The organism is Halomonas shantousis (assembly GCF_054654615.1).
The window spans coordinates 3,549,533-3,563,704 of the sequence record NZ_BAAIER010000002.1 but is presented as its reverse complement, the minus strand read 5'-3'; the positions used below and the strand labels follow the sequence as shown (position 1 = coordinate 3,563,704).

Here is a 14,172-nt window from a genome sequence, read left to right as displayed (position 1 = left end):
GCATATTATCTGAACATGTTATCTAAGCATGAGCCGCTGACCGGGGAAAGGGAAACTCCGTCGGCAAGCGGCGACACCTATCAACGCGAGAATGCTGGGCATATCATCAGTTGCAGCAATGCTGACGCTCGCTTAGCTTTATTCTGATTATCGACGTGGAGTTCGGCCATGAGCCTCAACGTGGACAGGGCAAACGCTGCCTTTACTTTCAAGGGGGGGATGCTGCCCATGACGGTGCTGGAGCTTGCCAGCGCCGACCCGGAGCGCATCCAGGCGCAGCTGGCAGGCAAGATGCGCCAGTCGCCGGCCTTCTTCGAGCATACCCCGGTCGTGCTCAGCGTCGAACGTCTGGATGAGCCGCACCTGGCGCTGGAACGCATCTGTGCCGTGTGCCGAGCCCACAAGCTGTTGCCGGTTGCCGTGCGCGGCGGCGGAGATCCGGTCCGCCAGTCGGCCTGGGCGCTGGGCCTGGGGTGGTTCCCGCCTCAGGAGGCCCGACCACGCGCCGTCGAGACGCCCGCGGAGACTCGCGACGAGCCGCCCGCCGCAGCCATCAGCGCAGCGGGCAACCGTATCCATCGGGGCACGGTACGCTCGGGACAGCAGGTCAGTGCTCCGGACGGTGACCTGATCGTAGTCGGGGCCGTCAATGCCGGTGCCGAAGTACTGGCGGCAGGGAGCGTGCATGTTTACGGTCCGTTACGTGGAAGAGCGCTGGCGGGTATTCATGGCAAGCGCGAAGTGGGCATCTTCTGCCATGAGCTGCATGCCGAGCTGTTGTCGCTGGCGGGCAATTACAAGCGGCTCGAGGACATCGACCCGCACCTTCTGGGCCGGGCCGTGCAGGTACAACTCAGCGACGATCAGCTCAGCATTTCGACGCTGACCTAAACGTTATCGATCATCCCATATGCAACAGGAAGCTTAATCTTGGCCAAGATCATTGTAGTGACCTCCGGCAAGGGCGGGGTCGGCAAGACGACCAGTGCGGCAGCCATCGCCACCGGGCTGGCGCTGCGCGGCAACAAGACCGTGGTGATCGACTTTGACGTGGGGCTGCGCAACCTGGATCTGATCATGGGGTGCGAGCGTCGCGTGGTCTACGATCTGATCAATGTCATTCAGGGCGAGGCGGGGCTGAACCAGGCGCTGATCCGTGACAAGCGGGTCGAGAACCTGCATATCCTCCCGGCGTCGCAGACGCGTGACAAGGATGCCCTGACGGCGGAAGGCGTGGAGAAGGTGTTCGAGTCGCTAGCCGAAAGCTTCGACTTCATCATCTGCGACTCGCCGGCGGGTATCGAGCGCGGCGCGCAACTGGCGATGTACTACGCCGACGAGGCGATCGTGGTGACCAACCCCGAAGTCTCTTCGGTACGCGACTCCGACCGGATCCTCGGGCTGCTGGCTTCCAAGACGCGCCGCGCCGAACGGAACCTCGACCCGGTCAAGGAACATCTGCTGGTCACCCGCTATGACCCGGAGCGCGTAGACAGCGGCGACATGCTTAATCTGGAGGACGTGCGCGAGATTCTGGCGATCCATCTGATTGGCCTGATTCCCGAATCCGAGGCGGTGCTGCGCGCGTCCAACCAGGGGATTCCGGTGACGCACGATCAGAGTAGCGATGCCGGCCAGGCCTACGCCGATACCGTGTCGCGTCTGCTGGGCGAAGATGTGCCGCTGCGCTTTCATGCGGTCCAGAAGAAGGGCCTGCTAAGCCGAATGTTCGGAGGAGGTCGTCGGTGAAACTTCTCGAATTCCTCAGGGGCGAACGCAAGAAGTCGGCCTCGGTCGCCAAGGAGCGATTGCAGATCATCGTGGCCCATCAGCGTGGCCAGCGAGGGCAGCCCGACTACATGCCGATGCTACAGAAGGAGCTGCTCGAGGTGATCCGCCGCTATGTCCAGGTCGACCAGGACGCCATCAACATCACCCTCGACAGCGAGGAGGATTGCTCGGTCCTGGAGCTCAACGTCACGCTGCCACGCAGCGGATAAGGCGCTGACGACACGCGGCGAGAACTTCGGCCGGCAGAGCTGAGGCGAGAGCCGTTCCATGCTAGGCTGGGCGTTTTCCCGGCATGTGTGGAGACCGGCATGGCGCAGCCTGCATCACGACAGCCCACCTTCCTCTGGCACGACTATGAGACTTTCGGCGCCGATCCCCGCCGGGATCGGCCCGCGCAGTTCGCCGCTATCCGTACCGATGCCGATCTCAACGAACTCGGCGAGCCGCTGACGCTCTACTGCAAGCCCGCCGACGACTATCTGCCACATCCCCAGGCCTGTCTGATCACCGGAATCACGCCGCAGACGGCGCGGCGACGCGGTCTTCCCGAGGCGGAGTTTGCCGCGCGTATCAATGCCGAGATGAGCCGCGCCGGGACCTGCTCGCTGGGCTACAACACCCTGCGCTTCGACGACGAGGTCAGCCGGCATCTCTTCTATCGGAATTTTCTCGACCCCTACGCGCGCGAATGGCAGAACGACAACTCCCGCTGGGATCTGATCGACGTGGTGCGGGCCTTTCACGCTCTGCGTCCCGAAGGAATCGAGTGGCCGCAGCGAGAGGATGGTGCGCCAAGCTTCAAGCTGGAGCATCTCACGGCAGCCAACGGCATCGCCCATGCCGGGGCTCACGATGCCCTGGCCGACGTGCGGGCGACGATCGCCCTGGCGCGCCTGCTGCGCTCGCGCAACGCACGCCTGTTCGATTACCTGCTGCGCCTGCGCCAGAAGCGCGAAGTCGCGAAACTGCTCGACATCGCCTCACGCAAGCCCATGCTGCACGTCTCGCGCCGTTACCCCGCCAGCCGGGGATGCAGCGCTCTGGTGGTGCCCCTGGCCCAGCACCCGAGCAACCCCAACGGCGTGATCGTCTACGATCTGTCCATGGACCCGGCACCGCTGTTCGAACTCTCCGCCGAAGCGATTCGCGAGCGGGTGTTCGTCAGCGCCGACGAGCTGGCCGAGGGCGAGTCACGCATTCCACTCAAGGTCGTGCATATCAACCGCAGTCCGGTGCTCATGCCCATCAGCGCGGTGACGGCCGAGGTGGCGCAGCGCCTGCAGCTGGATCGCGAGCGCTGCGAGGCGCATTGGCGAGCGTTGACCACGCATCCCGATGCCGCGCACAAGGTGGCGACGGTGTTCGCGGCGCCCGGCGTCGCGAACGAGCCTCGGGATCCGGACCTCATGCTCTACTCCGGTGGGTTCTTTTCGCCGGCGGACCGCCAGGAGATGCAGCGTGTGCGGGACACTCCGCCGGAGGCGCTGGGAGATACCGCATTCGCTTTCCAGGATCCGCGCCTGGAGGAGATGCTGTTCCGCTATCGCGCCCGCAGTTATCCCGACACCCTGTCCAGCGAGGAGCAGGGGCAGTGGGAGAACTATCGCTGGGCACGCATGAATGATGCCGCCTTGGGCGGCCTGACGCTGCAAGGCTTCGCCCGCGAGATCGAGCAGTTCAATCAGGCGGCGCTCGATGATCGGTCCCGACAGGTACTCGAGGAGCTGGTCATGTACGTGGAATCGATTGTGCCGGCTCAGGCCTTCGGCTAGGCGCGCGGCGCTGCGGCATCCATGAAAGAGGCCCGGTACCTTACGGTACCGGGCCTTTCTTCAGGCGCCTTTCTTCAGGTGCCTTTCTTCAGGTGCCTATCGGAGGACGTCAGGGGGCAGCCGGCAGGGGCGTGAAGTTCTGCGTCACTGCCAGGATATCGCTGGGCGACGCTCCGGGCGCGGCGGTGATGTTGAGTGCCGGTGCCTGGCGCAGGTACTGCCAGGCCTGGCGGATATCCTCGACCTGCAGCGAAGCCACCTGCTCCGCCAGGCGTTCGCGGCGGTCGAAGGTGATATCGTCATAGGCCAGTGTCTGCCACAACCGGTCGGTCAGCCCGCCCAGGGACTGGTCGCGCTCCAGCAACCGGTCGTGTACCGCCTGGCGATACGGAGCCAGTCTCTCCTCGTCGAGCGCGGCAATGCGCTGATCGAAACCCTTGAGGAAGGCATCGAGCCGCGACTGGATGACCTCGCTGGAGGTATCGGGCGATTGCACCAGCAGGTTCAGGCCTGGCGCGTCAAGCAGCGGCTGATAGCCGGCACGCACGACATAGCCGAGCTGCTCCTCGGTGCGCAGTTGCGTGTAGAACGGCGCATCGATCAGTTGGCCGATCACGGCCAGGCGGGCCTGAGCCGCTAGCGAGCGGTCGGGGCCCTGCAGGTAGCGCAGCACGGCATATTCGTTGCGTCCGGTCTGCGGATGCAGCTCGGGGGGCGACTCGGGCACCTTCAATGGCACGAGTTCGGGAATCGCCGCCTCACTCAGGTCGGGGGCGAGGGCGTTGGCGACATTCAGGCCCTCTCGGCGCGCCAGTTCGGCGTCGAGGTTGCCGACCGCCATGGCCTGTACGTGGAGCTGGCGCAGGAAGCGCTCGCGGTAGGCGCGGACATCGGCAGCGTTGAGCGGCTCGATGGCTTCGAGAAGGGCCTGGTTCGGCCATTGCGGGCGGATCAGTGCCTCGCCGAGCGTACGATACATCTGCTGATAGAGCGCGTCCTGAGGGGCGTTGCGCCACTTTCTCTGCAGGCCGAGCTTGGCCCGGGCAACGCTGGCGTCGTCGATGTCGCCATGCAGCAACTGGTCGACGACGTCATGCATCAGCCGATCCTGACGATCCCTCCAGCCCGAGAATGTCAGTGTCATGCCGCGGGCATGGGCATAGGCGCCGAATTCCTGTCCCGCGAGTCTCGCCGGGTAGAAGCGGGCGTTAAGACTGTCGTTTAGCCAGCCGGCCAGCAGGCGCGTCAGGGCCGCATCGCGGGCGCTGGCCGCCGCGCCCGGATTCTGCAGGCTGAAGCGCCACTCCACGCGCGGAGTGCCGAAATCGCTGTCCGGCAGGTGCCAGAGCTCGACGCTGGAAGAGTCGACGATCGTGACCGGTGTGTCGGCATCGACATCCTCGAGCGTCAGATCCTCGGCAATGAAGGGGTTGGGGCTCGGCAGGGCGAGGCCCGGCAACGGCTCGGCCTCGGGCCACTGCTCGACCCGAGTCAGGGTATAGGGTGCATCGAAGTAGGCGGTGGTCTGCTGACCTTCGACATCGGGGCCACTGTAGACACGCAACAACTGTTGCGGGGTCATCTCGTCGAGATAGGCATGGATGCGTTCGGCGTCGAAGGCGTCCATCCGGTAGGGGGCGTACTGCACATCCTCGAGGGGATAGTAGGCCAGACTCATGGCCAGAGAACTGACGGTATGGATGGGCTCGCCGCGCTGCTGAAAGCGGAACTCCTGCTCGGCAAGACGGGCCTGTTCGGCATAGCGCCACTGCTCGACACCCTGCTGGCGCAGCCGCGCGATCTGATCGAACAGGCTGGCCTGGATGCGATCGAGGTGGTGCGCGCCCTCCGGCGTCAGGCTGATGGAGACGGCAAACAGCGCATCGTCGCCGTCGGTCTGGGCGGTGCCCGCCGACAGGCCATCCGCCCAGCCGGCTTCGCGCAGCGCTTCCAGCAGGCTGCCTTCGCCTTCGTGACCGAGTAGATTGGCAATATATTCCGATGGCTTGTTGCGGTAGTCATCGATGGGGTCGGGAACCGGAAACAGAAAGCGTACCAGGCGTTCCTGCTGTAGCGCCTGGACCTGCAGACGGGCGGGCAGTTCGCTGTCGGTGACCAGAGCCTCGGGAATTTCGGGGCGAGAGAGGTCTCGGTCAGGCACGTTGGCGAAGCGCTCGCGCACCAGCCTTTCCAGCGTGTCCAGGGGCTGCGGGCCCAGCACGGCCAGGTGCATGACGTTGGCGCCGTAGTGGTGACGATAGAAATCGATCAATGCCTGGCGCAGCGGTTGCTTGCCGTCGGTCAGGGTCTCCAGGCTACCCACCGAGAAGCGGGTGGCGGGATGCTCGGGATTGAGAGCTTGACCCAATGCTTCGTTGATCCGCCGGCTGTCGTCGCGCCGACGAGCCTGGTATTCGGAGTCGACGGCGTTGCGCTCACGGTCCACGTAGTCGGGGTTGAACTGCGGAGCGATGAAGAAGCGACTGAAACGATCCAGAGCTTCGGGAAGCGCCTGAGGCTCGATGTCGAAGAAGTAATTGGTATCCCGGTCGGCCGTGAAGGCGTTGTGATTGCCGCCGTGCTGGCTGATGAAACGCTGGTAGCCCTCGGCCTGCGGATAGCGGTCGGTTCCCAGAAACAGCATGTGCTCGAGGAAGTGAGCGAGGCCGGGAATGTCCTCGGGATCGTTGTCGCTGCCCACGGCCACGTTCATGGCCGCGGCCGCCTTGTCGGCCTCGGGGTCGCTGATCAGCAGCACTTCCAGACCGTTCTCGAGCGTCAGGGCGCGGTAATCGCGATTGTCGTTGGGACTCTGGATGGGGTCGACGACCTCTGCCACGGGGTCGGATGTCGCCACCTGCTGGCAGCCCGCAAGCCCCAGCAGCATGCAGACGACAAGCCAGGCGCCCACTGCCGGGCGCGAGGACAGATGAAGCATGGTTACTCCTTATTCAGTTGCCAGACGGCCATCGGCCCGGTGGGGTGGCCGCAGGCCCAGTCCTGGTGAGACGGGTCGTTCACCTGTCTTGATACCGGAAATAAGCCCAACAGTTCCAAGGGGGCCGGAACGAGTTGTGTCCTCGCCACCTCGGGAGAGGTTTGCGGATCGAGCCAGGCAGAGGCTCGGGCGGGGTCGACCACGGCCGGAAAACGGTCGCTCAAGGGCGCGATCAGCGGATTGGCCGCCACGGTGATCAGGGCGGCGGAATCCGTAAAGGCGGTCAGGGTGGTGTGGTAACGGCACCACAGCCCGGCCAGCAGCAGCGGGCCGCGATCGGCTCGGGTCACCAGGAAGGGTTGCTTCATGCGCGGCTGGGGTTTCCACACGTAAACGCCACTCACCGGGATCAGGCAGCGCCGGGCCGCGAATGCCTCGCGGAACATGGCGCGCTCCTGCAGGGATTCGGCGCGTGCGCAGTGGGGCGCATGATCGAGCACCTTGAGCCAAGGCGGTGTCAATCCCCAGAAGGCCTTGACGAGGCGTGGCGACCCACGCTCGAGGCGTATCATCGACAGCGGACGCCGCGGCGCCAGGTTGGGGCTGATGATGGGGGAGTGGTCGGACGTCAGGCCGGGCATCAGGCGTGACGGCTCCCACGAGACAATATGCAGACGGCCTGCCATGAAGACTCCTGAACGGTAGCAATGACAGCCTATCCAAGGTCATAAGCCGTTTCCAGGAGGATGTTGCCACTTGCGTTTGCGCGCTGTCTCGATATGCTGTTGGAAACACTGTTCGCTCATGGGTCGCGCCAGTGCCCAGTCGGCCCGGCTTCGGCGGCCAGACATCGATTACGCGAGGAACTCAATGGCTCGTCCCAGACAGCATGCGCCCGAGGCGTTGCATGCCCAGGTCATGGCGGCATGTGATGCCTGGCTGCGGGAAAATCCCGTGCATGCCTTGTCGCTGCGTGCCCTGGCAAGAGAGGTCGGTTGTGCACCGAGCACCTTGCTCAAGCTTTATGGCAGCTTCAGCAATCTGCTGCAGTACGTCAACGTCGAAACGCTCGACCGGCTGCGCCATGCCGTGGGCGGACTGGATGGGGATCGGCCCGAGCCCCGGCTGAAATCGCTGGCCATGGCCTACTGGCAGTTCGCCCAGCATGACCCCTACCGCTGGCAGATGCTTTTCGACTATCCGCTGGCCCAGGAGGGCGAGCTGGACCAACGGCAGAATGACATGATCGAGGGGCTGTTTGCCCGAGTCGAGGCGACGCTGAAGGAGTACCAGCCGGCACTGAGCGACCTCGAGGCTCGGCGCATGGCGCGCACCCTGTGGGGAAGCGTGCATGGCCTGGTGCAGCTGGGGCTCAACGAGCGTCTGGGGTACTGGCAGGGGCAGGCGCTCGAGGTGCCCGAGCTGCTCGACCAGTTGCTGTCGACCATCCTGGTCGGGCTCAAGTCCCCACCGAGTGCCTCGTGACGTCGACCCTGCTCACCCAGCGCCGCTTTGCGCCCTTTTTCTGGACCCAGGCACTGGGGGCCTTCAATGACAATGTCTTCAAGAATGTCCTGCTGCTGCTGCTGACCTTCGTCGCCGTGCCACGTCATGGCTGGGACACGGGGCTGCTCAACAATCTGGCAGCGGGATTGTTCATCCTGCCGTTCTTGCTGTTCTCCGCCTGGGGAGGGACCCTGGCCGACCGGCTCGACAAGCGGACCCTGATACGCCGACTGAAACTGCTGGAACTGGCCACCATGTGTGTGGCGGCACTGGCGGTATGGTACGAGGCCTTTATGGTACTGCTCGGGCTGCTGTTCATGATGGGCACCCAGTCGGCGCTGTTCGGACCGGTCAAGTACGCGATCCTGCCCCAGCATCTCGCCCCCACCGAGCTGGTCAAGGGTAACGCCTGGGTGAATCTGGGAACCTTCATCTCGATTCTTCTGGGAACGTTGCTGGCCGGCGTGCTGGCGTCGCTGGGTGGCGGCTGGGCACGCGCGACGATTGCCGCCACGCTGGTGGGACTGGCACTGCTCGGCTACCTGGCGAGCCTGGGCGTGCCCAGCGCTCCTTCGCTCGCGCCGGGGCCGGTATCCTGGCGTCCTTTCACCGGCACGCTGGTGGTGCTGCGTGACAGCTGGCGCAACCGACGCGTCTTCAGCGCCCTGCTGGGGATCAGTGTGTTCTGGTTCCTGGGCGCCTGCTACCTGACGCAGCTACCCGCCTGGACACGGGATGTGGTGCAGGGCAGCGAAGCCGCTGTCAGTACCCTGCTGGGCGCCTTTGCGCTGGGCGTCGGCGGGGGCGCCCTGTTGTGCGCGCGGCTGTCGGCAGGAAGACTCGAGCTCGGGGTCGTACCGATCGGTGCACTGATTATCGGCCTGGCGGGACTCGGACTTGCTTCGCAGCCCGCCTTGCCCGGCGAGGCCTTGGCAGGTGGGACATCATCGCTGAGCGCGCTGCTGGTTCAGCCCGGCTTCTGGATCATGGCACTGGCGCTGGCCATGATCGGTGTTGGCGGCGGGCTCTATATCGTGCCGTTGTACACCCTGATTCAGACGGCTAGCGACGAAGGACACCGCGCCAGGATGATCGCTGCCAACAATATTCTCAATGCGTTGTTCATGGTGGCCGCAGCGCTGTTCGGCATCGTCGTGCTGAGCCTCGCCGGTGCCTCGCTGCATGTGTTCTTCGGCTGTCTGGGGCTGATTGCCCTGGTGTTGAGCGCGGGCATTCTGGCAGCCAACCCCCGGCCGGCGCTGCGCCTGATGATCTTTGTTCTGATGCGGATACTCTATCGGGTGCGCTTTCGCAGTCGTGCCGAGATCCCGGCGAGCGGGGCGGCGTTGGTGGTGTGCAATCATGTCAGCTTCATGGATGCGCTGATTCTTGGCGGGGCCTGTCCGCGTCCTCTGCGCTTTCTGATGGATCGTCCCATCTACGAGTCGCCCTGGCTGAACTGGTTCTTCCGTATCGCCGGGGCGATCCCGGTGGATTCCGAACGTCGCGATCCGGGCGGAGTCAGGCGAGCGCTGGATGAGGTAAGCCGGGCGTTACGCCAGGGAGAGGTGGTGATGCTGTTCCCCGAGGGACGGCTGACGCCCGATGGTGAGGTGCATCGTTTCCGGCGTGGCATCGACATCATCCTGATGCGCGACCCGGTGCCGGTGGTACCGGCCGCACTGGCGGGATTATGGGGCTCCTGGACGTCGCACTGCGGCGGACGGGCCTTCACCAAGTGCCCGCGGCGCTTCCGGCCGCGGGTGGCGCTCTACTTCGGTGCGCCGTTAGCGCCGCAGGAGGTCACGCGGGAATGCCTGGAAGCCAGCGTGCGCGAGCTCAAGCAACAAGCCGAAGCCGACATCGCTCACTGACTCCTTGGCCGCGATATACCCGCCATCGTCGCGCGTGTGCTCGCAGTCGCGTACAGCAGCGGGGTGGAGGTCGCGTCGCTAGGCGTTGATCATGCGGGCGCGTCGGGCCTGGTGCCAGCAGCGCGCCGAAGTGATCAGGTTGTCCTTGATGGTGAGGATCTCCATCCGCGTCGCGCCCACCTGCAGGCAGGCCGGTGCATCGGGGAAGGACTCGAGGTGCTCGAGGATCAACCCGTTGAGCGTCTTGGGGCCGTCGGTAGGCAACTGCCAGCCGAGGACCTTGTTGATGTCGCGGATGTTGGTCGTACCCTCGATCACGTAGCTGCCGTCGTCCTGCAGGTGGATCTCGCGATGGTTGCCGGCCACGTCGGTGGTGAATTCGCCGACTATCTCCTCGAGGATGTCCTCCAGTGTGGCCAGCCCCTGCACGTCGCCGTACTCATCCACCACGATGGCAATTCGCCGCTTCTGCTGCTGGAAATTGAGCAGTTGGGTGTGCAGCGGGGTGGACTCGGGAATGAAGTAGGGCTCGCGGGCCTCCTGAACGATGGCGACCTTGGTCAGCTCCGGCTTGGACAGAAAGCGTGAAGCGTTACGCAGGTGCAGGATGCCGATGATGTTGTTGATATCCCCTTTGTAGACCGGCAGGCGCGTATGCTGGCTGGCGCGGATCTGGGTCAACAGAGTGTCGAGATCGTTGTCCAGATCGAGGCCGACGATTTCATGGCGCGGCACCATGATATCGTTCACGGTGACGTTTTCCAGGTCGAGAATCGACAGCAGCATGGTCTGGTGACGGCGTGGAATCAGTGTGCCGGCCTCGTGGACCACGGTACGCAGCTCGTCGCGAGTCAGGTTGTCGGCGCCGCCCTCAATATCCCTGACGCCCATCAGGCGCAACAGACCGTTGGAGATGGCGTTGACCAGCCACACCAGCGGGTAGAGCACCTTCAGCAGAGGGTCGAGTATGATCGAGGTGGGATAGGCGATGCGCTCGGGCTTGATGGCGGCATAGGTCTTGGGGGTGACTTCGGCGAAGATCAGCACGACGATGGTCAGTACCAGCGTCGAGATCGCAGGGCCGGAGACCTCGCCGAAGAAGTGGATGGCGATGATGGTGGCAATGGAGGCGGCGAGGTTGTTGACGAAGTTGTTGCCGATCAGGATGACGCCGATCAAGCGATCCGGCCGGGCGAGGAGCTTCATGACCCGTTTGGCGGCGCTCTCACCGCTGTTGGCCCGATGGCTCAGACGATAGCGGTTCAGCGACATCATGCCGGTTTCCGAGCTGGAAAAGAACGCAGACAGGCAGATAAGCAGGAAAAGCAGGCCGAACAGCAGCCCCAAGGGGATGTCGTCGTTCAATGTGAAGGAATCCTCGATGGCATATCAGGTTCGTTTGTAGGGATTCCCCAAGGGTGTGTCAAGGCATCCTCAAGTATTGCCCTCGGCGGGCTCAGCCTTGCTGAAAGATGATCTGCAGCGCGAATTTGCTGCCGAAAAAGGCCAGTAGCAGTGCCGCGCAGCCGCCCAGCGTCCAGCGTACGGCACGCATGCCGCGCCAGCCCAGCCAGTGGCGTCCCGCCAGCAGACCGGCAAAGATCAGCCAGGCAATGAGGGACAGCACCGTCTTATGTACCAGGTGCTGGGCAAACAGATTATCGAGAAAGATGAAGCCGCTAATGATGGAGGCGCTCAACAGCAGCATGCCGCTCCAGATCAGCTCGAACAGCAACCGCTCCATGCTTGTCAGGGGCGGGAGAACCTGGACGATGCCGCGGGTATGGCGACGCTTGAGTGCCTGGTTCTGGAAAGCCAGCAGCACGGCCTGGACGGCCGCGATGGCAAACAGCGAGAAGGCCACGATTGAGGTCAGGATGTGAAAGATGATGCCTGCCGACAGGCCCGATTCGACGGCCGGGCTGGGCAGCCCGACCACCGCCAGTACGGTTGCCGCGGCGAGGGGAAAGAGTCCGACGGCGGCGTTGAGCACCGGTTTGATCAGGCTGACGACCAGCAACAATACCGCGATCAACCATCCGATCAGCGAGGCGCTCTCGAACAGGCCCAGATGCAATCCCGCAGTACCCAGTACGCTGATGGCGACGACCACCGCGTGGCAGGCTACCGCCAACAGTCCGATCCCGCGGACCAGGGCAGGGCGAGGCGGCGCACGGCGGGCCAGAGCCAGTCCTTGCCAGGAGCCGGCGCCAAGATAGAAGACGATTGCGAGAAGGGCGAAGGGAAGCGCCTGCATCGGTGTCAAATCCATGCCGCATGGCGGCGAAGAAGCCAAAGAGAATCAATCCGGTTGCTACTATACCCAATCGACGCATTGCCGCCCAGCGATCGGCGGTGATGCGCGACAACAAAAGACACCCGGGCGGTGCATGGAGACTCACGGGGGGAAGGCGTATAATCCCTCGTCTATGCCAAGGCACCCCTGCCGGAGAGGCCCATGTTTGAAAGTTTGACCGATCGCCTGTCGCGGACGCTTAAGTCGATCACCGGACAGGCCAAGCTGACCGAAGACAACATCAAGGATACCCTGCGCGAGGTGCGTCGTGCTCTGCTGGAAGCCGATGTGGCGTTGCCAGTGGTCAAGGCGTTCATCGAGCGCGTGCGTGAACGTGCCGTCGGCCAGGAAGTCTCCCGCAGCCTGTCGCCGGGCCAGCAGTTCGTCAAGATCGTCCAGCAGGAACTCGAGGCGATCATGGGCGAGACCAGCGAGGGTCTGGCGCTCAAGGGATCGCCGGCGGTAATCCTGATGGCCGGTCTGCAGGGGGCGGGTAAGACCACCTCGGTGGCCAAGCTGGCCCGCTACCTGCGTGAGCGCGAAAAGAAGAAGGTGCTGGTGGTCTCGGCCGATATCTATCGTCCGGCGGCTATCGATCAGCTCGAAACGCTGGCCAGGGAGGTCGATGTCGACTTTTTTCCCTCATCGAGCGACCAGCAGCCGGTAGCCATCGCCGAGGCGGCGATCAGGCACGCCAAGATCCAGTTCCATGACGTGGTGATCGTGGACACCGCCGGTCGCCTGCACGTCGATGCGGCGATGATGGACGAGATTCAGGCCCTGCATCGCGCCGTCGCACCGCAGGAGACGCTGTTCGTCGTCGATGCCATGACCGGTCAGGATGCCGCCAATACCGCCAAGGCCTTTCACGAGGCGTTGCCGCTGACCGGCGTGATCCTGTCCAAGGCGGACGGTGATGCACGGGGCGGGGCGGCACTGTCGGTACGCCACATCACCGGCAAGCCGATCAAGTTCCTGGGGGTGGGTGAAAAGACCGATGCCCTGGAGGCGTTCCACCCCGATCGCGTGGCGTCCCGCATTCTCGGCATGGGCGACATGCTGTCGCTGATCGAGGAGGCGGAGCGCAGTGTCGATCGCGACAAGGCCGACAAGCTCGCCAAGAAGGTCAAGAAAGGAGAAGGCTTCGATCTCGAGGACTTCCGCGACCAGCTCCAGCAGCTCAAGAGCATGGGCGGCATGGGCAGCCTGATGTCCAAGCTGCCGGGCATGGGGCAGATGGCCGAGATGGCGCAGAGCCAGGCCAGCGAGAAGGAGCTGGGCAAGCTCGAGGCGTTGATCAATTCCATGACGCCCAAGGAACGCCGCAAGCCCGAAATCATCAACGGCTCGCGCAAGCGGCGTATCGCTGCGGGGGCGGGGCTGCAGGTGCCCGATCTCAATCGTCTGCTCAAGCAGCACAAGCAGATGCAGAAGATGATGAAGAAGGTCGGCAAGAAAGGCGGCATGCAGAAGATGATGCGTGGTATGTCCGGCATGCTGCCGCCGGGAATGGGAGGTCCGGGAGGCCCCGGGGGCCCCGGAGGACCGGGCGGCTTTGGCGGCGGCGGCTTCCCGCGCCGCTGAGCTCAGGCCGGAGCATTCCGGCCGGGTGTCAAGGAAAAAGGTTTCCAAGCCGGGCCGTTTTCCGTAGAATGCTGCGTCTTCGTGGCGGGCTCTTGCCCGTCACGGCAAGTCTGTGGCGTAATTTTGAACTTAACCGAAGGATTTTTAACGCAATGGTTACCATTCGTCTGGCACGTGGTGGCGCCAAGAAGCGTCCCTTCTACCACCTGACTGTAAGCGATTCTCGCAAGTCTCGTGATGGTCGTTTCATCGAGCGTATCGGCTTCTTCAACCCGGTTGCCCGTGGTCAGGAAGAGCGTCTGCGCGTTGATCTGGAGCGTGCTGCACACTGGCAGGGCCTGGGTGCGCAGGTTTCCGATCGTGTTGCCGAGCTGCTCAAAGAAGCCCGCAAGCAGCAGGCGTGAGGCCGTT

Annotated in this window: 12 protein-coding genes; 8 read left to right on the top strand and 4 right to left on the bottom strand. The window is 64.0% G+C overall.

What is annotated here, in order from left to right:
- Positions 1-168: 168 nt before the first annotated feature.
- From minC to sbcB, 4 genes are all read left to right on the top strand, one after another.
- Entirely contained in the window at positions 169-891 is a 723-nt protein-coding gene (gene minC, locus ACYQ12_RS16785) for a septum site-determining protein MinC (RefSeq protein WP_459873971.1), read from the top strand.
- A 39-nt stretch (positions 892-930) separates the two neighbouring features.
- A complete protein-coding gene (gene minD, locus ACYQ12_RS16780) occupies positions 931-1,749 on the top strand; it encodes a septum site-determining protein MinD (protein ID WP_459873969.1) in 819 nt (272 codons plus the stop codon).
- Positions 1,746-2,000, top strand: coding sequence for a cell division topological specificity factor MinE (gene minE, locus ACYQ12_RS16775; RefSeq protein ID WP_459873966.1), 255 nt, complete (start codon positions 1,746-1,748; stop codon positions 1,998-2,000). Before minD ends, minE begins: the two co-directional genes overlap by 4 nt.
- Before the next feature lie 99 nt (positions 2,001-2,099).
- On the top strand, positions 2,100-3,563 hold the full coding sequence (sbcB, locus tag ACYQ12_RS16770; protein WP_459873964.1) for an exodeoxyribonuclease I: 1,464 nt from the start codon (positions 2,100-2,102) through the stop codon (positions 3,561-3,563).
- 109 nt (positions 3,564-3,672) lie between these two features.
- Here the strand turns inward: sbcB and ACYQ12_RS16765 are convergent, their stop codons facing one another.
- Together ACYQ12_RS16765 and ACYQ12_RS16760 are read right to left on the bottom strand one after the other, a co-directional pair.
- Complete coding sequence (locus ACYQ12_RS16765) at positions 3,673-6,501, bottom strand: insulinase family protein (RefSeq protein WP_459873962.1); 2,829 nt, start codon at positions 6,499-6,501, stop codon at positions 3,673-3,675.
- Between the two features lie 2 nt (positions 6,502-6,503).
- On the bottom strand, positions 6,504-7,187 hold the full coding sequence (locus tag ACYQ12_RS16760) for an SOS response-associated peptidase (protein WP_459873960.1): 684 nt from the start codon (positions 7,185-7,187) through the stop codon (positions 6,504-6,506).
- Positions 7,188-7,371: 184 nt separating this feature from the next.
- Between ACYQ12_RS16760 and ACYQ12_RS16755 the strand changes: the two genes are divergently transcribed.
- Together ACYQ12_RS16755 and ACYQ12_RS16750 are read left to right on the top strand one after the other, a co-directional pair.
- Positions 7,372-7,986, top strand: a complete 615-nt coding sequence (locus ACYQ12_RS16755) for a TetR/AcrR family transcriptional regulator (RefSeq protein WP_459873958.1) — start codon at positions 7,372-7,374, stop codon at positions 7,984-7,986.
- Positions 7,983-9,881, top strand: a complete 1,899-nt coding sequence (locus tag ACYQ12_RS16750) for an MFS transporter (RefSeq protein ID WP_459873956.1) — start codon at positions 7,983-7,985, stop codon at positions 9,879-9,881. The genes ACYQ12_RS16755 and ACYQ12_RS16750 overlap by 4 nt, the downstream gene beginning before the upstream one ends.
- Positions 9,882-9,959: 78 nt before the next feature.
- On the opposite strand, the gene ACYQ12_RS16745 is transcribed toward ACYQ12_RS16750, so the two are convergent.
- Both ACYQ12_RS16745 and ACYQ12_RS16740 read right to left on the bottom strand, forming a co-directional pair.
- Complete coding sequence (locus tag ACYQ12_RS16745; protein ID WP_459873954.1) at positions 9,960-11,246, bottom strand: HlyC/CorC family transporter; 1,287 nt, start codon at positions 11,244-11,246, stop codon at positions 9,960-9,962.
- Between the two features lie 91 nt (positions 11,247-11,337).
- A complete protein-coding gene (locus ACYQ12_RS16740; protein ID WP_459874545.1) occupies positions 11,338-12,138 on the bottom strand; it encodes a cytochrome C assembly family protein in 801 nt (266 codons plus the stop codon).
- Between the two features lie 201 nt (positions 12,139-12,339).
- Here ACYQ12_RS16740 and ffh point away from each other — a divergent pair, with 201 nt between their 5' ends.
- Positions 12,340-13,761, top strand: a complete 1,422-nt coding sequence (gene ffh / locus ACYQ12_RS16735; RefSeq protein ID WP_459873952.1) for a signal recognition particle protein — start codon at positions 12,340-12,342, stop codon at positions 13,759-13,761.
- A 152-nt stretch (positions 13,762-13,913) separates the two neighbouring features.
- Positions 13,914-14,165 carry a 30S ribosomal protein S16 gene (gene rpsP / locus ACYQ12_RS16730; protein ID WP_459873950.1) on the top strand — a complete coding sequence of 84 codons (252 nt, stop codon included), beginning with the start codon at positions 13,914-13,916 and terminating at the stop codon, positions 14,163-14,165.
- Positions 14,166-14,172: the final 7 nt, after the last annotated feature.